Origin of the sequence: Vibrio sp. D54 (genome assembly GCF_021728075.1) — a bacterium.
Lineage (GTDB): Bacteria > Pseudomonadota > Gammaproteobacteria > Enterobacterales > Vibrionaceae > Vibrio > Vibrio alginolyticus.
On the sequence record NZ_JAKKCS010000002.1, the window covers coordinates 401290 to 427699 of the forward strand.

General features: G+C 44.2%; 9 protein-coding genes. 7 read left to right on the top strand and 2 right to left on the bottom strand.

The window, feature by feature from the left end; translation table 11 throughout:
• Window positions 1-64 precede the first annotated feature (64 nt).
• The 4 genes from L3V37_RS04465 (at window position 65) to L3V37_RS04480 (ending at window position 18344) form a co-directional block, all read left to right on the top strand.
• Window positions 65-10027 carry a tandem large repeat gene (locus tag L3V37_RS04465; RefSeq protein ID WP_237305899.1) on the top strand — a complete coding sequence of 3321 codons (9963 nt, stop codon included), beginning with the start codon at window positions 65-67 and terminating at the stop codon, window positions 10025-10027.
• Window positions 10028-10794: 767 nt separating this feature from the next.
• Entirely contained in the window at window positions 10795-12507 is a 1713-nt protein-coding gene (locus L3V37_RS04470; RefSeq protein ID WP_237305900.1) for a hypothetical protein, read from the top strand.
• Between the two features lie 3 nt (window positions 12508-12510).
• A complete protein-coding gene (locus L3V37_RS04475) occupies window positions 12511-13590 on the top strand; it encodes a hypothetical protein (RefSeq protein ID WP_033906402.1) in 1080 nt (359 codons plus the stop codon).
• The gene (locus L3V37_RS04480; protein ID WP_237305901.1) at window positions 13590-18344 is read left to right on the top strand and encodes an OmpA family protein; all 4755 of its coding nucleotides are present in this window, start codon (window positions 13590-13592) and stop codon (window positions 18342-18344) included. The genes L3V37_RS04475 and L3V37_RS04480 overlap by 1 nt, the downstream gene beginning before the upstream one ends.
• Window positions 18345-18423: 79 nt before the next feature.
• Here the strand turns inward: L3V37_RS04480 and L3V37_RS04485 are convergent, their stop codons facing one another.
• Window positions 18424-20055: a sigma-54-dependent Fis family transcriptional regulator gene (locus L3V37_RS04485; RefSeq protein ID WP_237305902.1), complete on the bottom strand. Its 1632-nt coding sequence runs from the start codon at window positions 20053-20055 to the stop codon at window positions 18424-18426.
• Window positions 20042-22720, bottom strand: a complete 2679-nt coding sequence (gene tssH / locus L3V37_RS04490; RefSeq protein WP_237305903.1) for a type VI secretion system ATPase TssH — start codon at window positions 22718-22720, stop codon at window positions 20042-20044. The genes L3V37_RS04485 and tssH overlap by 14 nt, the downstream gene beginning before the upstream one ends.
• A gap of 457 nt (window positions 22721-23177) precedes the next feature.
• On the opposite strand from tssH, the gene L3V37_RS04495 reads away from it, so the two are divergent.
• From L3V37_RS04495 to L3V37_RS04505, 3 genes are all read left to right on the top strand, one after another.
• Window positions 23178-23696, top strand: coding sequence for an Hcp family type VI secretion system effector (locus L3V37_RS04495; protein WP_005373415.1), 519 nt, complete (start codon window positions 23178-23180; stop codon window positions 23694-23696).
• A 72-nt stretch (window positions 23697-23768) separates the two neighbouring features.
• Window positions 23769-25847, top strand: a complete 2079-nt coding sequence (gene tssI / locus L3V37_RS04500; protein WP_042523523.1) for a type VI secretion system tip protein VgrG — start codon at window positions 23769-23771, stop codon at window positions 25845-25847.
• Between the two features lie 2 nt (window positions 25848-25849).
• Window positions 25850-26332 (top strand): hypothetical protein, encoded by a 483-nt coding sequence (locus L3V37_RS04505; protein WP_064376245.1) that lies wholly within the window; start codon window positions 25850-25852, stop codon window positions 26330-26332.
• The last annotated feature ends 78 nt before the right edge of the window (window positions 26333-26410 follow it).

Consider the following 26410-nt stretch of genomic DNA (forward strand, 5'->3'; position numbering starts at 1 on the left):
TGTCACGTTGAGAAAATATTTTTCAATAATATAATCTCGGGAAAATATATTTTGCCAAATTACTATGTTCGCTAAAAATACGCTGAAATTAACATTAGGTCTTACGCTTACATCTCTTTTATTGAGTGCATGTGGTGGTGGTGATGGAGGAGACAACACACCGCCAGCTAGAAGCAAAGGAAGCATTTCCGGTATGGTGTTTGACGCCCCAGTCAATGGCGCCAAGATTGAGGTTTTCGAGTTCAAAAATGGAAACTTAGGTCGGAAGTTGGCTAACACAACGTCTGATGCCTTCGGAAACTATCTGCTAGAGTTTGAATCTTCGTCAATGCCTCTTTTTGTTGTTGCAAAAGAGGGGAGTTATACCGATCCGTTTACAAATGAAACGGTATCTGTGAGTAATGCGAAGACACTTAAATTTGAAGGTGTTGTGAACTTTAAAGAGGGGAGTGAGCAAAAGTTAATGCTTACTCCGCTGTCGAACTTGGCAGCAGGCTTGGCAAAGTACAAAATTTCTCAGGGGGCCACAGATAAGAGTGCCTTTTCAACCGCTTTGGATAGTATCAATAGCATGTATGGGTTTGACGTAAATGAGACCAAACCTATTGATATAACCAAAGGTGGGCAAAGCAGTTTTGCTAGTACAGGGCATCAATACGGCGCTTTATTAACAGCATACTCGTCTTACTCTTACGATCTTATAAAAAAATACGGCAACAGCGATAACGTCTACACTTCGATGCACTTCGCTGACATCCAATATCGGGATGTTATTGCAGATGGTGTTCTTGATGGTCTTGAAGTGAGCAAGACTTCAGGAGCAGTGACTCCCCTCAGCTTTGGACAGAAAAAGATAAACAGCGACGTTTACACACGTGACTTATCTCAGCACGTTTTGATCGTGGTAAACGACCCAAGTATCAATATTTCAGGTACTGATGCTTCCGACTATGTCGACTTTAGTAAGAAGCTTAATGATTTAGGTACATATGGCAGTACAGATGGCGTCATTCCACCGCGAGATGGGACGGAGATTGATACCACAGCGCCTATCGTGACACGCATTGACCGTGATGTACTTGCTGGCACCGATAAAGTTGATCTAAAAATTGTTGATGATATCGGTGTAGAAGACGTATCCGCTTTTATTCAATATCAGATTAATGGCTCTTGGTCTGGTGAATTTCAATGTAACGACATACAAGATTTTGGAAGCACATTCTGTTCGGTTGAATTTGATGATTTTGAAGTTGGCCTTCGAGAGACCAACGTTAAAGTTAACATTAATACTAAAGAGATCGATAGTGTAGATATGAACCCTGCCACAGGGATCTCAAACGTAACAGCAGCACGGTTAGTCTTGTATACAGCGGATGTACTGGGTAATGAGTTAATTCCAGGCAGCCATTCGGGTCTTCATATCAACTTTGAATGGGATAACGATGCGCCTGTTATCGATATTACATCGGCGAGTGCAATTAATAACCAACTTAAAGAATACGTTCTGAAAGGGGTTGTAAAAGAAAGCTCGCAAGAGATTAGTTCGGTCAGTATTTCATTTAAAGATGGCTTACATGAGGGCGTCACATGTTCTCCTGTCACTGTAGAGTCTGGAAATGCTTGTGAGTTTAGTAAGGCTTACCCAACTGATGAATTCCTATCTACGACGGTCTTTGAGGTTCGAGCGAAGGATAGCAAAGGCAATACGGGCTCTGCGCAGCATGCAGTAAGTCGTGACGATCAAGCGCCAGCACAGACGATAACCTATCCTGAAGGTACGTCAATGACGTACGTAAATGTGGGTTTAGATGGTGAACGAACCACTTACGATGGTATCTACTCTCAAGATACGTACACCCCAGATAATGTTCAAGCAAGCCGCGATTTCCTGAAGATTGACTATGCGTACGCAAGTATAGGGATTCAGAACTCATTAAAAGGGGTAGATTTTAGTAACTTCAACGCTAATTTATTGAAAGAGAATAAAATCCCTTATGTTCGTGTGAAAGTATCAGACGTAAATACCGATACGGTTTTAGGCTCTAACGCTAATAAGCTTAAGCTCGTCGTCAAGTACTACGTAAGCCAAAACAACGATAACAACTACTCACTTCAGCAAGTTATTGACACAACCGCATCCGATGATGATTACATCGCAAAAATTCCGCACGAAACGCTGTTAGATAGCAATGGGCGAGTTGAGGATGTCATTTATTACATTCCGTTTGTAAGAGATATTTTGGGTGACAGCTTTAAATCGGTATCAGAAAACAGTAGTCAAAAGTTAGTCATTCAAACCGTCGATGAGTCTGATAACGAGAGCACTCCAAGAGAAGTATATTTTAGAAGTAGCTTTGACCTACCAACCATAAAAGTGGTGACACCATTTATTGGTGCGCGAGCTCAACTTGAAGGGTTGAGCCCAAGTGGTGAATTCACTTCACTTGCAAGTTGTACCACTATCCAGCAACTGGAAAGTGACCAGTCCATGGCCCTTGACGTAGCGAGCTGTGAAACCACAACTGACGTAGTGAATTATGATTTCATGCGTGTTCGTTTAATTGGTATCGAAGGCAGTGAGCCATACTATTACCAATGGAAAAGAGATCCAGGGACCAAGAAAGTAACGGTTGACTTAAACAAGGCCAATATTGGTGTGTATTTTAAGCTCAAAGGTTCTCAAACTTACTATATTACTGAACTATCGACATATCAGACTGGTTTGTTTGATTTCCAGTGGGATCAAGTGACAGCGGGAGAGAAAACTTCAGAACGTGCGATTCAAATTCTTGATGAGGTGAGCTACGCGTTATCAGGTACGAATAACAACTCATTCTTTGGGTTTGACCCAACGGTTGTGTCTTATGCAACCAATGAAATGCTTACGACTAAAGCGATTCCAGACAAGCCATCAAATGACTATCTACACCGATTCCTTGTTGAAGCAATTGATAGTATTGCCGAGAGAATGCCAAGAAATAACTCATTAGATTTTGCATCTGCTATTTACGATGATTTTAGCTACGATGGAAAAGCAAATGGTATAGGGGCCGGAGGAAGTCAAGTTACGCTCGATTCTTACACGTTTGGCGCTGAAACTTACCGAAAAGACCTGGCGCAATCGTATTATGAAATCATGGCGAGCAAATACGGTATTGAGACCAATATCGCGCAGCTCTATGCTGATGATATTTCGATGGCTAATCCTGACTTAAATGGTAAGAACATTTTTGATACTGAGGGTAGCAGTATCGATACCTTGCCTCCGCAGCCAAAATTAACCATTGAAAGCGGTAGAGAGACGATGGTTGGTAATAGGCTTTATATCGCTGGCGAGGTTGTTTCTAAAATTGTCCTAGACGATCCTTCTGGTATTGTAGGAACCGACGCTTACGGTCCGAAGTTTAGCACGATGTGGTATCAAGCCAATGAGCCAAATATTGAAATACCACTGGACATCAACATCGTAGAAAACTCAGGCAGCAGCAATGCTTATCGAAAAGAGTACTTCTTCACCCTCAACTCCCAGTCTAGTGAACTAAAAGACATTATAGAGTTTGCCGTGGAGACCAGTGCTATGGACCCACATGGCAATGCGTATGGTTACAATGGTAAATCTCCGTTTATAGAATCGCTGTTTATTGATAACGACTTCCCTAAGGCCAGTTACCTTCCACCGAATGATGTCGATGGTAAACCTGTAGAAAACGGTATTTATTTAAATGCGAACAATACTCATGAATTAACCTTCAAGGTTGAGGATATTGTTGGTGATAAGCTTGCCTCGAGGGGCCTTGTTTTCTACCAGCAAACCGGTGAAAAAGTAACATACACACCAGAAAACTTTGCAAGTAACTCGAAAGACGCGTTTAAAGTCAAACTATGTACGGGCGAGATTTGTTCAAATCAAGGCTCTACGATTTATCCTGGTGATGGAGATTGGTTAGTTGTTGCAGCAGCAGAGGACAACTTAGGTAACTCCGTTTCAGAGTTAACTAGCACCGCTCCGAGATTCAATATTCGTATCGACTCTGAAGCCCCTATTGTAAAAAGTGAGCAGGTTCAAAGCCGTTTAGGTGGTAATAACCAATGGACACCTGTCATTGATTGGGGGACGTTAAGCTCTGGCAATAACGTAAAAATAGATTTGCGCCGCGGATCTGGTCAGGCTCTGACATTAGAAAGCTGTGACCCTCTAACAGAGGCGTGTGACGTACCATACCTAGTTGGTGAACAGCCTGACGTCAAAGTCCAACTGGTTTCAAAAGCATTTGATTACGATGAATGGAATGAATTTTACGTCACTGCGACGGACAACGCTTACCCTGCCAATGTTAGTACAACAGGGAAATTTACCTTCCAAGTCGATAACAAAGGCCCTGAAATCATCCTAAATACGCCTTGGGTTGAAGACACATTGTCCAAAGAGAACTATGTCATCGGGCGTGAGTTCAACGTGCGATTTAAATCCGTAATAGACGATTCAGACCTTGAGCAAGTCTCGTTGTATCAAAGTGGTAAAGATTCGCCAATTAAGACAATTGTGCCAACGGATTCATCTAAAGAGTTTGTCATGTCTCTGATCAAGAGTGACACAGATAAAATAGACATTTCCGAAGATGAAAAAACAACGTCATTGTATGTAAAAGCAACCGATATTTATGGTTTTGAGTCTAGTTCTAACACGCACAAGGTTATTCTTGATCGTGATGGGCCAACATTAGGCTTAAGTGGTTTCAATGCGAATGACTACTACTTAGGTAACTATGTCTTTGACCTAACGGCGCTAGACCTAAATGCAAACGGTGATGTTTCAATTAATGGCGTAAATCGAGAAAGCCTAGAGTATTGGACGTTTAGCGATCTGGAACCATTACCTGGCTCTCCGGGTAAAAAAATCAATGAAGATCTCAAAGTGAGCCTTGGTGATTTAGGTACGGGTACACACAAGGTTCGTTTAAAAGGGTCTGATGTTCGTGGCAACACAACCTTAACCAGTGATGAGCAAGATTTTACCGTCAAAGTGTACAACTCAATCCCGCAGGTGACGCTGGCGATGAGTTACACGGATGGAACGCCAATTACAAACAACACCATCTATCAAGATGGGAATATCGTACTTACGCTTGATATTGTTGATGACAGTGGCGTTGATCGAATTGACTCAACGTATAGATTTTCTGGAGAGCAAAACGGGACTAACTTTACGTTTTCAGAAACCGCAGATGGCACTTGGACGGCAACGCTGCTTTCTACACAAATTGCCAAAGATGGTAACTATGAACTTGATATAAAGGTTTACAACAAAGTTCGTTACCTTGACGAAAAAGACAGAAAGGTTGGAAAAGTAAACCAAACCTTTAGCGTACAGCGTGAAGGCGTGGTTCTAACAATTGAAAGCCCGCTGGACTTCCAAAATTACTTATCTGATGGTGTTCTTGATGTCACCTTTACTACATTGAGTGCGGTCAAAGCCAAAACGTTAGAGTGTTGGGTTCGTGAAGAATACAACTCTCTGGATGCGCCACCAACTAATGAGCAACCAACTTCTGGTGTTATCAACGTATCGCAAGAACCTTACAGTTGTAGTGTTAATGTTGGGCAAAACATGACCAAAGCACCTGTTACTTTGATCACTAAAACCTTGGGTACAAATGGGCGTGAAACGATCAACAAGTTCAATTTCTCGATGGTGGATATTGATGCACCGACAGTCGTAGATGGTAACTCATACAGTTTTAAAGGAAGTGATGTTTGGTTTGATGAAGCTTTGAAGAAGAAGATGCTCACATTTGAGCTCTCTTTCAATGATGCTTTATCAGGCGTGAATACCGAAAGTTCAGATGAATATCCAAAGTTGGTTCGTAATCTTGGCAACAAAGCTTATACACCAACGACTTGTGCCAAAGGTGTTGGAAATATCAAGTGTACGTATTCTGAATCCTATGCCGATATTATTGATGGCCTGAGTACAACTCAAGAATACAAAATCAAGAACTTATCTGATTTAGCAGGAAACTTGACGCCAGAGCACGATCTACTGCTTGAATTACCTAAAGGTTCGGTAGTCGTTGAAATTACTGATCCGGTTGGAAACACAACCATTAATGGTCAGCAGCTTGTCGCCAAATTCAGAATTAAGCTGTATGAAAACTCTAGACTAGACAATGTGATGGCCAGATTTGGAACGGAATCCTACAACTATAAAGATAACCCGGAGAAGTTTGCGCAATTGGAAGTGTGTGCAGATGACCCAACCTACAAGTGTTCAACATTTACGAGTGAACTTCCTAGCGATGCGGATGGAAAAACGATCAGGACAATTATTACCGCAACGGATGTGTGGTCGAGAGTCGGTGAAGCGACCGTTGATATTAAAGTTGACAACACACCTCCAAGTGTTGGCGATGAGATTATCGTAACCGAATCGCCAACAAATCCTGATAATGTTCGTTTTCGTTTTGACATAACGGACACTGGTAGCAGCCTCGCAAAAGTAAACTACTCGGTTTTAAACCCGAGTTATCAAGAAGAAAGAGTAGAGGATGGGAATGGTTCATCTACGTACTTTGAACTACCGAAATCTCAGTTAGAGGGGCGTGGTTCAATCACGGTTGATATCAAAGCGACAGATAGTGTTGGGCTATATTCAGACATCAGAAAAGTCATTGATATTAGTGTTCCTAAAGTCACGATTGATTTCGATGGGATTACGAGTTTGCAGGGGGGGAAACTGTTTTTTACCAAGGCGAGCCAGCCGTTCACGGTATCTACGGTGGAAGGAGAAAGAGTGAAAGCTTCACAATATTCTGTGGAGCTTATTCCAAGCCTCGGTGATTCCTTACGTTACTCAGGTGATATTGTTTCATCCAGTGGCAATGGAATAATGAACTTTGCCGTCGATAACCAAGGGTCATATACCCTTAAAGTGACAGTGACGGACTCAGTTGGAAGAGAGAATACAAGCTTTGAATTACTAGGAAAAAGTTATGATGGAAAGGTTATCGAGTCTATTGTTGATTATGACGCTCCAAGTATTTCCGGCTTAAGTGCTAATCAAACCTCTAAGGTGCCGACAAACGATAAGTATCAACTAGAAATTAGTGCATACATTACAGATAAAAATTTAAATCTCGTCACGTCAAAAGCGGTGAGTGGTGGCAGCACTGTGGCTCCTCAAGCGATTACTGAGCCGACAACCGAAGCGGGGCCTTATGTCATAAGCTATTTGTTACCTAAAGGCGATCATACGATCACGGTGGCAGCGACAGACAAGGTGGATAACAAGAGTGAAAGTTCTATTGACGCGCATGTGGAAGCGGCAACCGTTCCCGGGCTAAGTATCTCTACCGCCTCAAGCGCCCCTCTTTTTGGAGGCGAAGAGATTACGCTTGCGTTTAACTTTACAGAAGAAGTTACGAACTTTGTTATCTCAGATGTCCATCTTGTCGCTAGTGATAGCGGTGCAACAGGAACGTTAAAACAAGATACTTGGTCGACTTCAGACAATATTACGTGGACGGTTAACTATGTCAGCCCAGAAAAACAAGATAAAAATATCACTATTCAGGTAGAAGACAATAGCTATCAAAGTACCAACACAATTCCTGGAAAAGGAAGCAGCTTAAGTATCGCGGTTGAAGGAATCTTACCAAAACTAACCAATGTGACATTTAACCCCGAGCATCAGAGTGTGGGTCAAAGCGTGAATGTATCGCTTGAGTTTGATAAAGAGCTCCAAGAGGCGACCGCTACGCTTGGCGGCAATCGCATTAGTTCTCTGTCAGCCACGGCAGATAAAAAGGTCTGGGTTGGTGATGTACAAGTTCCGAGCACCGCGCTGTTAAGTGTCGACTTGGTTGTTAGTCAGTTTAAAGATTTGACTGGCAACATAGGTGAAGATAACACCGCTCACGAATTACCGATCACGCCAACCTTAGCTATTAAGCCAGTGGGCAGTGTGGATGAAACGCATGCCGCCACGCTACAATTCGAAGGCACGTCGACACGTTTTGACGGTCAGTCCCTGCGTCTTGAAGTAAAATCTCAAGGCAGCGCGACGGTACTAAAAAGCGGCAGCGCGACAGTACAAGCCGGTGGCACTTGGACCAGTGACGCAATGGACATGAGTCACCAAACCAATGGCACTTATACCGTGATGGTGACGGGGACGAACTCAGCCGGCATTGAAGTGAGTGAAAGCCAGAGCTTTACACTCGCGCAGTCTCTGCCAACGCTGACTAACGTGACGTTTACGCCTGAGCACCAAACCATCGGCCAAAGCGTGACGGTGACGCTGGAATTCGATAAAGATCTGCAATCCGCCGCGGCGGAACTAGGTGGCACGACGATCACCTCCTTAGTGGCAACCGCGAACCCAAGTGTTTGGACTGGTGATGTAGTGGTACCAGACTCGTCAGAGCTGAATGTGGCGTTACTAGTTCGTGACTACCAAGACTTATCAGGAAACACCGGTAGTCAGAGCACGGCTTACTCCATGCCGATCACACCAACCTTAGCTATTACGCCAGTGGGTAATGTGGATGAAGCGCATGCCGCCACGCTACAATTTGAAGGTACGTCGACACGTTTTGATGGTCAGTCCCTGCGTCTTGAAGTGAAAGCCCAAGGCAGCGCGACGGTATTGAAAAGCAGCAGCGCAACGGTACAAGCCGGTGGCACTTGGAGCAGTGACGCAATTGATATGAGTCACCAAACCAATGGCACTTATACCGTGATTGTGACGGGGACGAACTCTGCGGGCATTGAAGTGAGTGAAAGCCAGAGCTTTACACTGGCGCAATCTCTGCCAACACTGACTAACGTGACGTTTACGCCTGAGCACCAAGCCATCGGCCAAAGCGTGACGGTGACGCTGGAATTCGATAAAGATCTGCAATCCGCCGCGGCGGAGTTAGGTGGCACGACGATCACCTCATTAATGGCAACCGCGGACCCAAGTGTTTGGACTGGTGATGTAGTGGTACCAAGCACGTCAGAGCTGAATGTGGCGTTGCTTGTTCGTGACTACCAAGACTTCTCAGGGAATACCGGTAGCCAGAACACGGCTTACTCCATGCCGATCACACCAACCTTAGCTATTACGCCAGTGGGTAATGTGGATGAAGCGCATGCCGCCACGCTACAATTTGAAGGTACGTCGACACGTTTTGATGGTCAGTCCCTGCGTCTTGAAGTGAAAGCCCAAGGCGGCGCGACGGTATTGAAAAGCAGCAGCGCAACGGTACAAGCCGGTGGCACTTGGACCAGTGACGCAATGGATATGAGTCACCAAACCAATGGCACTTACATCGTGATGGTGACGGGGACGAACTCAGCGGGCATTGAAGTGAGTGAAAGCCAGAGCTTTACACTCGCGCAGTCTCTGCCAATGCTGACTAACGTGACGTTTACGCCTGAGCACCAAGCCATCGGCCAAAGCGTGACGGTAACGCTGGAATTCGATAAAGATCTGCAATCCGCTGCGGCGGAGTTAGGTGGCACGACGATCACTTCATTAGTGGCAACCGCGGACCCAAGTGTTTGGACTGGTGATGTGGTGGTACCAAGCACGTCAGAGCTCAATGTGGGGTTGCTTGTTCGTGACTACCAAGACTTATCAGGGAATACCGGTAGTCAGAACACGACTTACTCCATGCCAATTACACCGACAATACACCTAGACGTTATCAACGATGTTACTGGTGTGGAAAGCGTGACAGTAAGTGGCAGCAGTGAACGGTTTGAAGATGGTGAGTTCATAGATATAAAAGCAGTCGACGCTGATGGTGCAGAAGCCACAGGCATGGCTACCGTGCTTTCAGACTCATGGACAACTGATTTAGATCTTTCAGGACTGAAGGAGGGGGTAGTGACGATTTATGTAAATGGTACCAACAAGCTTTCCGCCTCTGCCGAAGAGGCTCAAGCAACATTTAACTATGATCGTTTCGCAAGTACAGCCTCCTTAGGTGCTGTTTACAACCGATATTTTAGTGATAACAAAACTTTAAAAAATGCGGCATAAATAAAGCGAGCGTTTAGCTCGCTTTATTTCTTTGGGACTTTTTGTGATATTTATCAAAATAATTGCCTTTATTGATAAGTTACTCGAATTAATGAATCGTCTTAATACAAGGCTGAATAACTATAATAACTAGGCCAATGTTGCTTTTAGGTGTGTATGAAGTGATTGTGATGGTCGCTCGGCAGGTGCTGTGGTGAATGTGTCGCGTTGAAAATCTTTTTAAATATTATATATTTACGCTCGTTTCTATACTCTGAGTATAGTGTTCTGCATGAGGTCGATGGGTAATACCTCACCTCTTTAACTCGCGATGAAGCAAATTTAATCCTAGCAAGCTTCAGAGCAGTTACTTTTGTGAGTGCGTAATGCGCTCACCTTTTTATTTAAACTTCCTCAGTAACAGTCAATTTGTTGTTTGTTGCTGAGGAGGGCACCTCATAAACTTCTGAATTTCCTCGTGCTTACCTGAAGCGCACGTTACTACGATTTTTGTTAACTTCAGTCCATAAATTAAATTTTTTTAGATAGTAAGATTTTACCATTTTGACAGAGTGGGTGATGTTACTGGCTTTTATTGTGGTCAAATCGCATGTTTTAATAGTAAAAATCACCATTTTTTTGGTGTTTTTGATTTCGGGCGATTTTTCTATCTCGTTGAAAATAAATGGCTAAGTAAGTAGGATACGCAGACCAAATCGTACTTGTAAGCCTTATCAGCTTAATTGTCACCGCAGCCATATTTACGATGTTGGTTGTGGAGAATTCAAATGCATTTAGTTTGCAAATTTATACCTAGCTCGAAGCTATCCTCCAACGAGCTATCTTATGTTCTTACACCGGACGAGTGTATAGGACAGCTTTCGCGTTTGCGAAATTCAGATGACATCCTTAGAAACCTCCCTAAAGAATTGGCGCAAAATATTTCCACCTCTGCCAAAAAAACGACCAGCGCATTGCTAGCTGCGATAAGAATCGAATTGGGGAAAGGCAATTGGGTGTCATTATCTACCGTTGCTCGTCGTTCGCCATTGACGGACTCTCAGCTGCAAAGCTTCCCTAGACTTAAATCACTCGTTGACTCTGTATCTGCTTCGAATGAAAGCAAAGCTTTTAAAGCAGGATACAAGCAGGTTACTGACGATGTTGCTTTAGTTCGTAGTTACACGCATGTACCTTCTGAGCCAAGCCCAGACCAAAAAATCGTTGTCGAGTTTGCAGGGCAGTGGTCTAGCAACGCGGCATGTTTGATGTTGGGTAAAACGGACGCTCAAAAAGAAAAAGTGACTGTAGGCAAGGCTGATACAGAAAACAAACACCGCAGCCTCGCGACATTTAAAGCTCTCGAAGCTGAGGGCAAAACGCTCTATATCAAGATCCCTTGCACTGACCAGCCTCAGCCAATTTTGCTTAAACTCGCCGAAGACCTGCAACCCGTTGATAAAGAAACTCAAATGGATGAGTGGGATAACGTGTTGGTGCCTGTACTACCTATGCTAGAGGGCCCAAATGGACATGAGTTGGTTGCAGAAGGTTATTTCTATGTAATCTGGAATAACAAAGTTTGGCGAGAGGTTGAAGTTACACCAAAAGGCTACTTTGCTGATGTCGATTTAGAGTACTACAGAAATAATGATCCTGAATCCTCGATGAAAACACGACATGTCAACATTGATGGGGCCAACCTTGTACCAGACTACTATATTGGCGAAGAAGCATTTGAGATTTATCAATCCGGTCAGAAAGTGTATTCGGGACATCTAAGCCTTGATCAAGGTGCTAGGGTATTCCGCTTTGTAGATGAGGAAGTAGATGTTGTTTTTCCAGAATTAGATATTGATCCTATCACTGTTAAAACGGTGCTAAGCCCTTATAAAGCTGGCAAAGATGGTTTGCGTATTGCGCAAGGCGTTCCTCTACCGCATATTTGGGTGCCATATAAAGTCGCGGGAAAAGCACAAGAATGTTATATCCATTACTCCGAGTTGGCTTTGACAAACACGGAACTGTCTGAGCTAGAGAGTGATCCTGCTTCAATTGCTAAGTCTCTTTCAGAGTTGCAAATATACTCCTCATCCCAAAGCTTTAATAATGCGGGCGAGAATATTATTCCAGTTTCCGGTACCGCATCGACAGGCATCGGCAGTGGAGTCATCAACGAACACAAAGAGAGCAATATCGCGGGGCTTAAGTTGGCTCCAAGAGGCGCATTGCCTTCTATACGTTACCTTCACGAGCCTTTGACAGATCAGCCGGACGATTTCTTTGGGCTTCGTAACATAGAACAGGATTGGATTCACAAATCGTACTTTCGTTCAGCAATGAAAGATGACGATGGTTATATGACGCTTCGGTTCGCATTCCCGCCGGAAGAGGTCAAGAGCGTCGATATTGTTCGAGGTGTTCATTCGAGCCTCTCCACCGGTAGCCAACGTCTTGTCGTTGTAGAAGAAAATGTACCCATTTCAGAATTGCTAGGTTAAACCATGAAGAAAATACTATTACTGTTGCTTGCTGCTTTATCGATAGCGGGTTGTAAAGATGACGGCCGCACTTACATTGGTGAACACAACTATTACACCATGGAGCCAAGTGAGATCTTTAAATCTGACTCTGCGACATACCAACAACGTGACTTTCCTCGTTACTTTATCCATCGCGCCAAAGAATGGCCAAGGGAAGACTTAAATGACGCGAGCTCTTACGATTTGCCACGCGTTCAGTTTACTTGGGCCAACTTATCAAACGACTCAGGCTATGAGCCAGACCCTATGTATAATGAATACGAAGGACGAACCAAAATTTGGAGTATGAAGACTGATGGCACCGATTTACGTTTGGTGACCGATTTGCCATGGCTTGGCGATGGTGACATAACTGTTGATAAAACCAGTCGCTCGCCAAACAATCGTTACGTTGCAGTCGGTTTTGGTTTGACTAACTACCTTTTTGATATCAAAAACCAGAAGCTGATTAAGCTGCCACATGATATTGAAGGCCCTTCCGGATTTTTATGGGCGGAAGATAGCAGCTACGTTTATTACCGCACTGGTAAGGTTGGTCGTGTGGTTTATAAGTGGGATATTGCTAAAGGTGAGGCGGAAAAGACCGATCTTTACATCAGTGATACTGGCTTCATAAAGGACGGGAAAAGATATCAGGTAAATGATTTTGCTGCGCTTATTTACGATGCAAATACAAATCAAAAAGCAAAAGCAGTTTTTTGGGATAAGGACTTAGCGACGAATAAATCAAAAGCGGATTATAAAGCCATAAGTCCAGAAGGGGACATTGTCTGGGCGGCTAATCGCAACTATCACAATGTGTTTGTCGTCGACCTAGCGAAAGGTAAACAGATTAAGCGTGATGGGGCAATGCAATATGCCATCGGTTTAAATAATCGTTTTTCGCTAACAAATTACAACGCGATGCTGATGTCGGTGCAGAAAAACCATACTAAACAAGCGTGGAGCTGGTCTCCATTGGGTTATGGGCGCACGTTAGATCCTGCAATTGTGTATAACCTCTCCGCAAATCAAGGAAATTGGTTTAAGGAGGCGAACTAATGGCTTTTACGTTTGATAATGAAGTCTATCTGTTTGGAGCTTTCTTTAGTGCCGTAAAGAACGATGATGGTGTGGAAGTGTGGCCGGACTGGCATTCCCAGCCAGATCTCACTCAAGTAAATGAGCTAGAGGGTAAGATTCGTCCCATACCTTTGACTCCAGTGATGGTCAATGCCTTGTCGGGAGGTGAACCCGCACTGTGGGGCACCACCAGAGAGGGAAAATTGGTCGAGTTAGGTTTAGGCGAGCCACCACAAGCAACGGGTAAGCAACCTTTATCGGGAGAAAAGGTCGACTCTGAAAGTTCTGTACCGAGTGATGTCAACAATTACGAAGTACTCAAGTTGGGCAACCGACCGGAAGGGATCTGCAAAGGGAAAAGCTATGAATTAAGCTTTCCACCATTGCGTTTGTTGGCGCAGATGATTGCGCCGCTGAATGATCCAGAAAGTACTGGGGGCGCAAAAAATCTAGTAAGTCTTGCAGAAAACATTAAGCATTTTGCCCAGTACATTGATGATGGGACCAACAAAACAAACCAAACGGGTGTGAAGTTCCAACTTACTGAAATTGCAGTAAGCCAACTTGCTCCTGCCTATGCTGGTGGTGACCTTTCGCCAGAACAACAAAGTTACAATGATTGGTTAGAGCGTCAGAAAAAAAGAAACAAACCCCTGAAAGGTTTCGTTGTGCCAAGAACGCACAGTTGTGCAGTGTTGTTCACTGATAATCTTTATCGTGGCGCGGAAGTTTCGCTAGTTAGACCGGTTAAGCAGCTCAAAGCGGGCGATTTAGAGAGCGCCGCAGAAGAAGTGATTAATGTGAAGGTAGTCGATACCAACGTTGCAAGATGGGCAATTGAAGTTGGTGAAAAAAACGTTTTACCAAGTGCATTGTTTAACCTTGACCCTAGCCAAGTTGAAGATGGTTTTTATTTGTTGCGCATCCAATTTTGGGAAACTGAATGGAAAGCACTCGATGAAACACGTAAAAAGTTACCTGAAAGTGTGTTGAAGGCCAATGCCACAAAGCAGTTTATGAAACACCCTAAAACTGATGTGGAGCAGAATGTATATACTTATGAGCTGCATGAAAAGCTGACGTTTATCGAGACAGCGGGCATTGGCAAAATGGCGTGCGTGTGTGGTGACATGATCACCTTAGAGGAAGCGCTCATCCAACAATTTCCTAATCAGTTGCCATCTTATTCAGACTACGCGACAAAGGGGTTAACCTATCAAACTAAGCAAAAGCCGGGCGTCGCACCGTTATCTTTGCATGCTGCGATCAACAAAACCTACGAATCGTTGAGCAGTGATTTTCTCTCCATTGACGGTGCTAAGCTTTTTGGCCCACCTGCGGATATGGCGAAAACCATCGGGCAGGCGCTATGGGAAAACAGTGAATCAGGGGCTTTACCTCCATTTCTGATGAGTGGTATCGCGTTACATTCGGCACTTGCCGCCACCAGTGGTGTTAAAAAGAGCGTCAGCCTTGCAAAGGTTTTTGCGCGTAAAGAGCTAACGCTGAAACAAGCACAAGCGTTAGTGTTTAGAAAGCATGTAATCGATATTCCTTATATCAAACGTGCTTTTAAAGCGGCAGGCCCAGAGTCAAAAATCATGCGTGGCGTTGGACGTTTAAGCAGTGATTTTTTGAGCGGAACAAATCGCGCGCTACCAGCAATTGGAGTTATCGCAAGTGGCAAGGAAGCGTTAGAGCAATATTCGGCGTTCTCTGAACAAATTAAAAATGCGAAAGAAGCGCAAGAAACTTTAAGCAAATACTCTGAAAACTATCTTTCTTCTTTAACGTTTGTTCGTCGCTTTGATAATCCAGAACATTGGCAAAAAAAGGCAGAAGCGGTGCAGGAAGCGCTTGGTAAAGAAGGGAATGCTCAGATCTTTGTTGATGGTCAAGGGGTCGTTGTTCGAATGAACTTCAAGTTTAACTCTGCTGAGTTTGAGAACGAAGTTCAAGTACTGCATATCGACTATATAGAAGTATGTAAAAAATTATGCCAGCTTTTATCCAAAAACCCTGATTACCAAGTTGCCATTATTGGCCATGCAGGGCCAATAGGAACGCATGAAAATAACTTAAAAATTTCCAGATTGCGTGCGGATGTCGTTAAAGAGGCCATCCTTGCCAAAGCAAGCGAAAAAGAACGAGCGAATCTAGAATCAAGGTTGTGGATTGAATTTAAGGGTAAGTCACAACTGATTGATGATATCGAAGGTTATGCCGACGTTAACGACCGATCAGATACTGCTGATATCGCTGTGAACCGACGTGTAGAGGTTAGGTTGATCATCCCTGACTTTGCGGTTTCCCTACCACCGAGCCGCTCGGGAACGATGGCATTAAATCGCGCGCATCAAATTTGGGAAGGGCATCAGCTTGCGGCAAAGGAAGCTCAAGATAAGTTGATTATTGCTGCCGTTGATGCAATGGCAAGTGTCGCAATCTGGACGCCTGCCGCACCAGTGGCTGCCTATTATTTTGCCGGTAAAGTGGGTGCAGATCTTTTGGGCGCTGCAACTGATTTCTATGGCGACCTTTTTGGTGATGCGACGTTTAAGGAGATCAAAGCTCAGTACAACAACAAAAGCATGCTAAAGACACTCAGTAGCATCAACAAAGAGCTTATCTCTCTGTACAAAGGGATAAGTCAAGACCTTCAACCTCAGGTCATTGATGCTGTTGGCTTAGCTGACTTTCTCAAAAAACAGGCGAATCATGATGAATTGTTGAAGCGCTTTTTGTTGCGCTCTTATGCTTTGAATTCATTGATTGAGTTACTAACGCTTCTCCGCGCTAAGTGGAGCCTGACGGGTGACTTTGATGATTTCATTGAGGATTATCGAGTTGACGAGTTTATTCAGCTGTATGTCATGAGTGATAACTGGGAAATTCCAGTCGATGATGGTAATACACTGGCCCTGAACTGGGTAAACCGATTTAAAAAATCTGGTTTGTTCTCTAACTCAGATGCCAATAGCTCGTTACAATGGAGTTACGGTGAAAAAATAGGTGGTGCATTTAATACAGGATTCCCTGTACAGACACGTCTATTCTTGGACCGAAAATCAGATGAGTCCTTGCAAGAAAGTGCTTCTATCCGAGAAGGCCTAAAAGCATTTTGTCACGACTTCAACTTAGCTAAAGAAGAACTTGGCCGTGATGATATAGAGTTCAGCCGCTTGCTGGTTCAAGACGGTGAGAAATGGACGCCATATGTAGAGTGGGCATTTGCGCAGAATGGACGAAAGCTACGCCCACAAACTCGCGTGAAACTACAGGTGGTTTTAAAAGACAATGTCTCATCTAAGGCACTGTTTTTACAGGAGGTAGCTTATCGCGCAGCCGTTGTTGGCTTGGTTGGCTTGGACTCTCATGGGCCAACCTTTGATGTGTTGTTTACAAAAATGGATGCTTCTCAATTCGAAGACCCTGATAAAGCGATTCAAAAACACTTTGAGAGTAAAGGTGTCGAGGAGTTGTATGGTCTTGAATTTGAGCCAACATATGGCTTTGGTGAGTTTTTAATTCATGGAATCAAGCCGCTATGCCCAAATGTTAAAGTCATAGATGAGGTGAAAGCCTTCTTTACAGGTCAAAGCGTGTTTGAATATGTTCGAGACACTGGTGCTTTTGAACAGATGAAATATGTCTTCTCACTGGGAGGGCATGATTTACTAGCGGGTAAGTTAGAGGGTTTGGGTACATATAAAAACTACACTCTAGATATTACTGAAGTTAACTTTGGTATCGATGGTCAAAGCCCTGCACAAGAAGCGAAAAACTTTAACGGTCGAACATTGGAAAAGACGAAACTCACAGACACTGACTTTTTGATCGAAGAGTTTGTCATGAGTGAGTCTGCATCATCTCGAGACAGTACACCGAAGGTGATCGATGGCAACCTTATTATTTTGCCTGGTGTTGAAATTGACGGTGACCTTGCTTGGGGTGAAGGCAATGCGAATAAACTGATAAGCAACAAGTTTGATTGGTCGAAAGAGCAACGGTTCTCACTTTGTTTTGCGGTGTTGGGGGATGATCGTGCGAGTGACGACTACGATACAATGTTACTCAACGCCATTGAGTGTGGGGTGAAACTGCAGATCAAAGATGGTCCAGTTAAACATGATGTGATGCATTATGCCGGGGTAGTCAACATTCATTCTCGTCTTGTTACCGAGAAGTCAAATACTGGGTATAATGGAATAGAAACAAGAACCGTTTTTGATCTAGAGCTTGACGATAGCGGCGCGACTAAGCGTACAGGTCTGGAGCAAAGCGCCGTTCAATTTATTGATCAGAATGACGCGAATTTCTCCCGTTTATTAACTTCAAGCGAGAAAAAGTACCTTTATATCATTCGCTTTGAGTACTCTTATGTGTCGCCTACAGGCAAACTAGTTAATGGTTTAAGACCTTTTGGTGATGTTTTAGATGGTAATGATCTAAAACCTATCAAACTTGAGCTGGCTTCATTTGAACAAATGGATGTAAGTGAAGGTTATGAACTACCGAAGTTTGAGCTTCAAGTTCCTGCGGTGAAAGACTTCATGACGGGTAAGCCATGGATAGAAACGGTTGAAAAGGAAAATGCGACAAGTGAGGCGAATCACTTACACTGGAAAAACCTAGGGGTACAGAACGAGCAGAAAGGATATGTTGAGAATTGGATAACGAAACAAGCGTCTTCGCTCAATGCTCCGGAAATCGCTCTTTTACAGGCAAAGTAACATACAAAAAAACCGCCTTCGGGCGGTTTTCTTTTCTTATCACTTCATACTGAATTTAGAAGTTTCTTTTTAACCCCCATCAACCCGCTGCAGAAATATCGTATTTCTTCATCTTATGGTTGAGAGTGCTCATTGGCAGCGCCAATTGCTCAGCGGCTTTCTTGGTGTGCCAATTGCAGGCATTTAAGCAATCGATGATTACTGTACGCTCGTATTGGCTGACAACGTCCTTAAGGCTCTTTGAAACGTCTTCTAAATCCGCTTGTGCTTGCTGCTCGTAAGCAGGTTGCTCTGGGGTAGGTGAAGCTGCTTTCATGTCGATACTTGGTACATCTTCTGGGATTTGTTCGCCAAACTCAATGTGAGTAATGGTTTCAAAATCGGACAGTAGCACCGAGCGCTCAATGATGTTCTTAAGCTCACGCACGTTCCCTGGGTATTGGTAGGCAAGGAGCTGTTTACGTACGTTGGCACTTAACCCTGGCGCTTGCGGCAGACCTAGCGTGTTGGTTGTGTGTTGCACGAAATGTTCGGCAAGGGGAATAATGTCTGACTTGCGAGCTCTCAATGGTGGTAATGTAATAGGGAACACATTCAAGCGATAGAACAAGTCGGCACGGAATCCGCCATCTTTGATTTGCTGCATAAGGTTACAGTGAGTTGCTGCAATAACGCGAACGTCTACTTCAATCTCTTTGCTGGCACCGATAGGGCGAACTTTGCGTTCCTGAAGTACACGCAGCAACTTTGCTTGCAGTAGCATTGGCATATCGCCAATCTCATCTAGGAATAGCGTGCCGCCGTTGGCTGCTTCAAACAGGCCGACTTTGTCTTTGTCTGCGCCTGTAAATGAACCTTTCTTATGCCCAAAAAGCTCAGATTCCAATAACTGCTCTGGAATAGCCGCACAGTTCTGAACGATCAAAGGTTGTTCTGAACGATTAGAGTTTTCGTGAATGTATTTCGCGATCACTTCTTTACCAGCGCCCGTTTCACCACGCAACAGAACGTCGACAGGAAGAGATAGCACCTTATCAAGACGATTCAAGACATTGAGCATTTCTTCGCTCTCTGCAATAGGACCTTGATAGGCTTTCTGGGTACGTTTTTTGAGCTGAGTGTTCTCGCGCACTAGGGCTTGATTGTCGGCATTGAGATTTTTTATTACTTGCCCGTATTGCTCTAACCAAACGGCTTGGCGAATATTACTCGCAGCCATACGACAAAACTCAGTCAATGCAGTTTCATTGTCGATAACACTTAAATCGAGTAAGACTAACAGCCCAATAGTTTTGCTTTCGCTATCAATCAAAGGCCAAGCCAGTAAGTTCTCGCTTTTTAATCCCAGTGTCTGCTCAGTTTGATAGATGCTTTCGCAGTCATAGCCGTTGTACTTATACAACTCGTTAATCAACACCACTTCACCATTACGAATGGCAAAGTTAAATGGATCGTTCTCACTGGCTGAGTCTAACTGTAATGCATCCCAAGGATGGGAAACGATAGTTTTATCGTTATGGTGAGCGGTACTTGGAATCAACGCCTGCCCAGTCTGGTCCAACACATAAATGATGCCGTGCTTTGCGAGGGTCATTTGTCTCGCAGCGGTCAACACAGCATCCAACGTTTGGGTAAGCTGGCTGCGATCAGCCAAAGACTGACTGATCGCAAGTAGGGCGTTACTAAGTTCGCTATGGTTAGCTGAACGCATAGGTTAGTGTTCCTTGCTCATCGACAGACACTTCGATTTGCGTATGTGAATCATCCTTGTCATGCACCAATAGTTGAGTCGATAGTTGCGGCAGCAACTGACGGTTGATGACCGCGTCGATGTTACGCGCGCCCGTTTCAGCAAGGCGACAGTTACCTAGTACGAACTCAACCAAGCTATCTTCGTAGCTCAGAGACAACTTGTGGTGGCTCTGTAGACGCTGAGAAACTTTGTTCAGCTTGTGGTGAATAATTTCTGTCATTGCTTCATCAGACAGCGGAACAAATGGTAGTACTGACATACGTGCCAACAGCGCTGGCTTGAAGTGTTGGTTCAAAGTAGGGCGAATAGCTTCTGCGATGATGTTCGCATCGATGTCTTTTGATTGATGAACCAAAGATTCAATCTCGTGTGTTGCAAGGTTACTGGTCATGATGATCAGCGTGTTCTTGAAGTCGATGGTTCGGCCTTCGCCGTCGTTCAGCGTGCCTTTGTCGAACACTTGGTAGAACAGGTTCAACACTTCAGGGTCGGCTTTTTCCACTTCATCAAGAAGAACAACAGAATATGGACGTTGACGAACCGCTTCTGTCAGCATGCCGCCTTCGCCGTAACCTACGTAACCCGGAGGTGAACCAATTAGGCGAGATACCGTGTGCTTCTCTTGGAACTCAGACATGTTAATGGTCGTCATAAAGCGCTCACCACCAAACATTTGATCAGCAATTGCACGAGCAGTTTCGGTTTTACCCACGCCACTTGGGCCAACCAGCAGGAATACGCCTGTTGGTGCGTCTGGGTTGCCTAAGCCTGCTTTTGCGGTTTGAATGCCTTCAGACAGTGCATCGATAGCGTATTCTTGGCCTTTGATGCTTTGTGTTAGGCTTTCTTTCAGTTTTAGCGTGGTTTCTGCTTCGTCTTGAAGCATCTTACCCATTGGAATACCAGTCCAGTCCGAGATCACATGGCTGACTTCATCTGGGCCCACTTCAAAGTGAACCAGTGGGTTGCCATTGCGGATTGCATCTAGCTGTTCTTGGCAGGCCGAAATGGCAATGCGAACGGCTTCTTCATCCATTTCTGCATATGGAGAAACGTCTTGCTCTTGTTCTGAATCTTCGTCTGCAACAAGCTCTTCTTCATTTGTTTCTCCAAAGACCAGTTCATGTAAGCGAGAGCGTAGAGCAATCATCTCTTGGATCTGCTCTTTTTCTTTGTGCCATTGCGCTTCTTGTTCTGCTAGCTCTTCTTTCGTTGTTTCCATTGCCAGTTTTAGGTATGGAATGTTAGCAAGGCTGTGCTTGTCGCCAGTTTGCTGCAGAGCATCACGCTCAAGTGCTTCAAGCTCGCGCTGTTGAGCTGCAAGTTCTTGTTGCAGTGTTTCTACAGACGCCGGAATGGCATTTAGGTTGATGTTCACACGCGCGCATGCTGTATCTAGAACATCAATGGCTTTATCTGGCAGTTGACGACCAGAGATGTAACGAGCAGAAAGTGCTGCCGCAGCAGTGATAGCATCGTCACGCACGTAAACGTTATGTGATTTTTCATAAGCAGGGCGCAGACCACGAATGATCAATGCTGCTTGTTCAGGAGATGGTTCGTCGAGTTTCACCAATTGGAAACGACGTGCAAGGGCAGGATCTTTCTCGAAGTACTTCTTGTATTCCGACCATGTTGTCGCAGCGATGGTTTTCACTTCACCACGCGCTAGGGCTGGTTTTAGCAAGTTTGCCGCGTCGCTGCCGCCTGCTTGGTTACCACCGCCAACAAGGGTGTGCGCTTCATCGATGAAAAGAATGATGGGGGTTGGCGAGTTTTTCACTTCATCCAATACTGCGTTTAGGCGTTTTTCGAATTCGCCTTTTACGCTTGCACCAGCTTGCAGAAGACCCATGTCCAGGCCGTAAAGCTCAACACCTTTGAGGTTGTCTGGTACGTCACCTTGTACAATCTTAAGTGCCAAGCCTTCTACTACTGCGGTTTTACCAACGCCCGGTTCACCAACAGCAATAGGGTTGTTTTTACGGCGACGAGCAAGAATGTCCACGATTTGGCGGATTTCTTGGTCGCGGCAGAAAACAGGATCGATTTCGCCTTTGCGTGCTTTACCAGTGAAGTCTGTTGTGAACTTGCTCAGTGCTGAGCCATCCTCACGAGCTTGTGTTTTCTCTGAAGTAGCAACTTGCGCCTCAATAGATTGGCTTGTTAGCTCTGCAAAGTTACGCTTAAGGCTGTCAGGGTTTACCGCTTCAAGGATAGAGGCGTAACCATGTTGGCCGTAACGGAGAGGGTTGCTAACAAGAGTAAGGAGCAGGGCACCAGAGCGGATTTGTGTTTCGGATAGATCTAAAGAAGAAACCAGCCAACTTTCTTGCAACCATTCGATTAATAAAGCAGAAAAAACAGGTTTGCTGCCATTTCCTTTGGCGTTGGTGTCGAGTGTGGATCGAACCGATTGTCTTAATAAGTTCTCAGAACAATCAAAATGACTTAATAAGACGTCAAAATCACTATTTGGCCTTTCTAATAGACTCAGTAAATAATGCTCAATTTGAACTTCGTTTGCTTTTTCAGAGACTGCAAGTGCAGCGGCGTCTTCTAATGCTACTTTTGCAATCGGGTGTAGACGCTGAATTAATGAAGAAAGGTTTATATTTATCATAGCCATTTTATTCTTTAGAGGAAAAGAGGTAGCGGCTATTATACTAAAAGTGATTGCGTTCTTTTTTTATCAAGATATTTTGACTATCGTTTGTTGGTTATTTTTAATGATTATTGTGACATTAATGTTTGTGGTTATTTTAATGGCGTTGTTATTCTAAATTAATTGATAGTAAAAGTGTCGGATTTGTTAGTTTTAATGACTTTATTTACACAGTTTTATATGGTTATTTTCACTTTTTAAAGTTAGAACAATTTATTATTATCTTAATCCAACTTTTTGTTTTTTTATCCAATAAATTGTACTCAAGGTATTAGTGAATAATGCCTTAATTTGTATAAGTTGTTGTTTTTTGTTGTGTTTCTAAAGTTGGCATGAACTTTGATTATACCAAGTAGTCGCGGTGATAAGCGATTTGGTGATTTAAACAAAACAGATTTTAGAAAAGGAAATAGCGATGCCAACTCCAGCATATATGTCTATCCAAGGTGAGACTCAAGGCCATATTACTAAAGATACTTACTCTGCAGATTCAGTAGGTAACACATGGCAAGAAGCTCACGTTGATGAGTTCCTAGTACAAGAACTTGATCACGTGCTAACTGTTCCACGTGATCCACAAAGTGGTCAGCCAACTGGTCAACGTGTACACCGTCCACTTGTTGTAACTAAAGTTCAAGATCGCTCATCTCCACTACTATTCAACGCACTAGTATCTGGCGAAAAACTTCCTGAGTGTGTGATCCGCTTCTACCGTACTTCAGTTCAAGGTAAACAAGAGCATTACTACTCAATCAAATTGATTGATGCGCTACTTGTCGATATCCAAACTCGTATGAACCACTGTCAAGACGCAGCAACAGCTGACCGCGTGACAGAAGAAGTGCTTAAGTTCACTTACCGTGCGATCGAAGTAACTCACGAAAACTGTGGTACTGCGGGTAACGACGACTGGCGTGCTCCACGCGAAGCTTAATTGCTCGTCGTGTAAAGATTCAGGGCCAACGATTGTTGGCCCTAATTCGATTATTTGTATCAGGTAAAAGATATGGTGAATGACGTAGAATTTAAATTTGAAGTGCCTGGATGTGGGCATGAATTCCGGGTTGAGAGCTTTCATGTTCATGAAGAGTTATCTAAGCCTTTCCACATCAATCTCTCATTACTTTCACTTGATCCAGATATCTCGTTCGATGAGTTAATACGTAAAGCAGGAACGTTGACACTTTACGGACAAGGTGTTGGGGCTGCGCGCGTGTTCAACGGCGTGGTGAATGAAGTTCGTTACTTAGGGACTGGACGTCGTTTTTCTCGTTATCAATTAGTCTTGGTTCCTCAAGCTTGGTTCTTATCTCAGCGCCAAGATTGTCGTATTTTCCAGCAAAAGTCAGCGCAAGACATCATCACAGAAGTACTCGATGATGGGGCAGTCACCGATTACCGATTTGAAGTGTCGGGTACTTATCCTCCAAAAGAATACGTTCTGCAATACCGTGAGTCTGACTTGCACTTCGTGCAGCGTATGATGGCTGAACACGGTATGTGGTATTACTTTGACCATAGCGATTCAAATCATACGATGGTCATTGTCGACAGTAATGACGCGATTGCACCTTTGATAAGCTCGCCACTAAATGCTTCATACATTGGGCCGATTGTTTATCATGCCGATGGTGGCGGTGTTGCCGATCGCGAACATATCTCTGATCTCGAGTTAGTTAACCGCGTTAGAACGGGACAGGTTACGTACACAGATTACAACTACGAACACCCTAAAATTCCACAAGAGATGACACAGGCTGGCGAGCTAGACCAAGATCTCAAGCAGTTTGATTATCCTGGACGATACGTCGACCCGCTGATGGGTCAGGTGAGAACCACGGAGTGGATGTCGGAACACATAGTCGATAATCAACAAGTGGAAGCAACGAGTGACGTAATGCGCTTAGCATCTGGTTACAGCTTTAACGTCAGTGACCACCCGCGTTCTGAGATTAACCGCGATTACCTCATGTTGTCTGTAATGCACACAGGTCAAGATCCGCAAGTGCATGAAGATGAAGCGAGTGGTATGCCAACCACTTACTACAACCAGTTCTCGTGTATTCCACGCGATGTGGTGTTTAAAGCGCCTAAACTAGCGGCACCAGTAGTGGATGGCCCTCAAACGGCGGTCGTTGTAGGACCAGAAGGTGAAGAGATTTACACCGACAAGCTTGGTCGAGTGAAAGTACAGTTCCATTGGGATCGCTACGGTGATAACAACGAGCATTCAAGCTGTTGGATTCGTGTAAGCCAATCCATGGCGGCGCCAACATGGGGCGCAGTTTATTTGCCGCGTATTGGCCACGAAGTCGTAGTAACTTTCCTTGAGGGGGACCCAGATCGTCCGTTAGTTACGGGCGCAGTTTACAACGGTTTGCATTTCCCACCGTACTCTTTGCCAGAAAACAAAACTCGTACCACGTTCCGCACGCAAACGCACAAAGGAACAGGTTACAACGAGTTGAGTTTTGAAGACGAAGCGAACCAAGAAGAAGTCTATATTCACGCTCAAAAAGACATGTCGACCAAGGTGCTAAACAACCGTTACCGTGATATCGGTCAAGATGAATTCTTGAAGGTTGCACGTCACCAAACGAATGAAGTTCATGGTGACCATAAAGAAACCATTCATGGACATAAAACGACACAAGTAAACAGTACGTTTACCGAGACAGTCGAGCAAGACGTTACCGTCACATACAACGCGAACGAAGCCCAGTATGTGAAAAACAATTCTGACTTAGAAATTGGTGATAACCGTACGACTAAGATCGGTAAAAATGATGACTTAGATATTGGCGAAAACAGTAACCTTACTATCGGTGCGTCTAAGAGTTCAGATATTGGTGCGGATGATAACCAGACGATTGGTGGCAACTTAACGGTATCAGTGAAAGGGAACACCGCTTATAAAGCCGATGGTGCAACGCAAATTATCAGTGGCGACAAGATTGTATTGAAAACGGGTGGTTCCTCTTTAGTGATGAACAGTGATGGTTCAATAAAGTTATCAGGCTCGGCTATTACGATCGAAGGCAGTGACAAAGTCGTCGTGAAAGGTGGCAACGTAGTGGTTAACTAACAATGGAAAAACAACCTCTTACAACAGAAGTAATATCAGAGCAGCAAGCCGAATCAACGGCTTGCTTTTCGCGTTTTGGAATAATAGTGGCTATCAATGAGTCTACGGGCAGTGTGCGAGTTGATTTTGATGGTAACCCATTTAAGCAGCCACTCACTGCGAGACTGGGACGTGGCTTTCGTCGTTCTGAACTGCAAATGGCTATCGATAATCGATTAAGTTGTCGAGTTGAGTTTTTGAACGACGACTTAAGCTTGCCTCTTGTGACGGACATTTTCTTCTCCATTCTGGATGACTCTGACGAGTTTGTATTGCGAGCGAAGAAGATGGTTATCGAGACAGAACAAGAGTTGGTAGTCAAAAGTGGTGAGACAGAAACTCGCTATAGCGGGCGCGATGGACGAATTACCACTAAAGCGAAGTACGTCACTTCTCAAGCAGAAAAAGCACAAAAAATTCAAGGCGGAACGATCGCAATTAACTAATTACCTCGCGTTAGCTAATGGTTTTGTGTTAACAAGTCACGCCGAGTGAGCTAATTACTTCGAGTTAACTAATTGCAA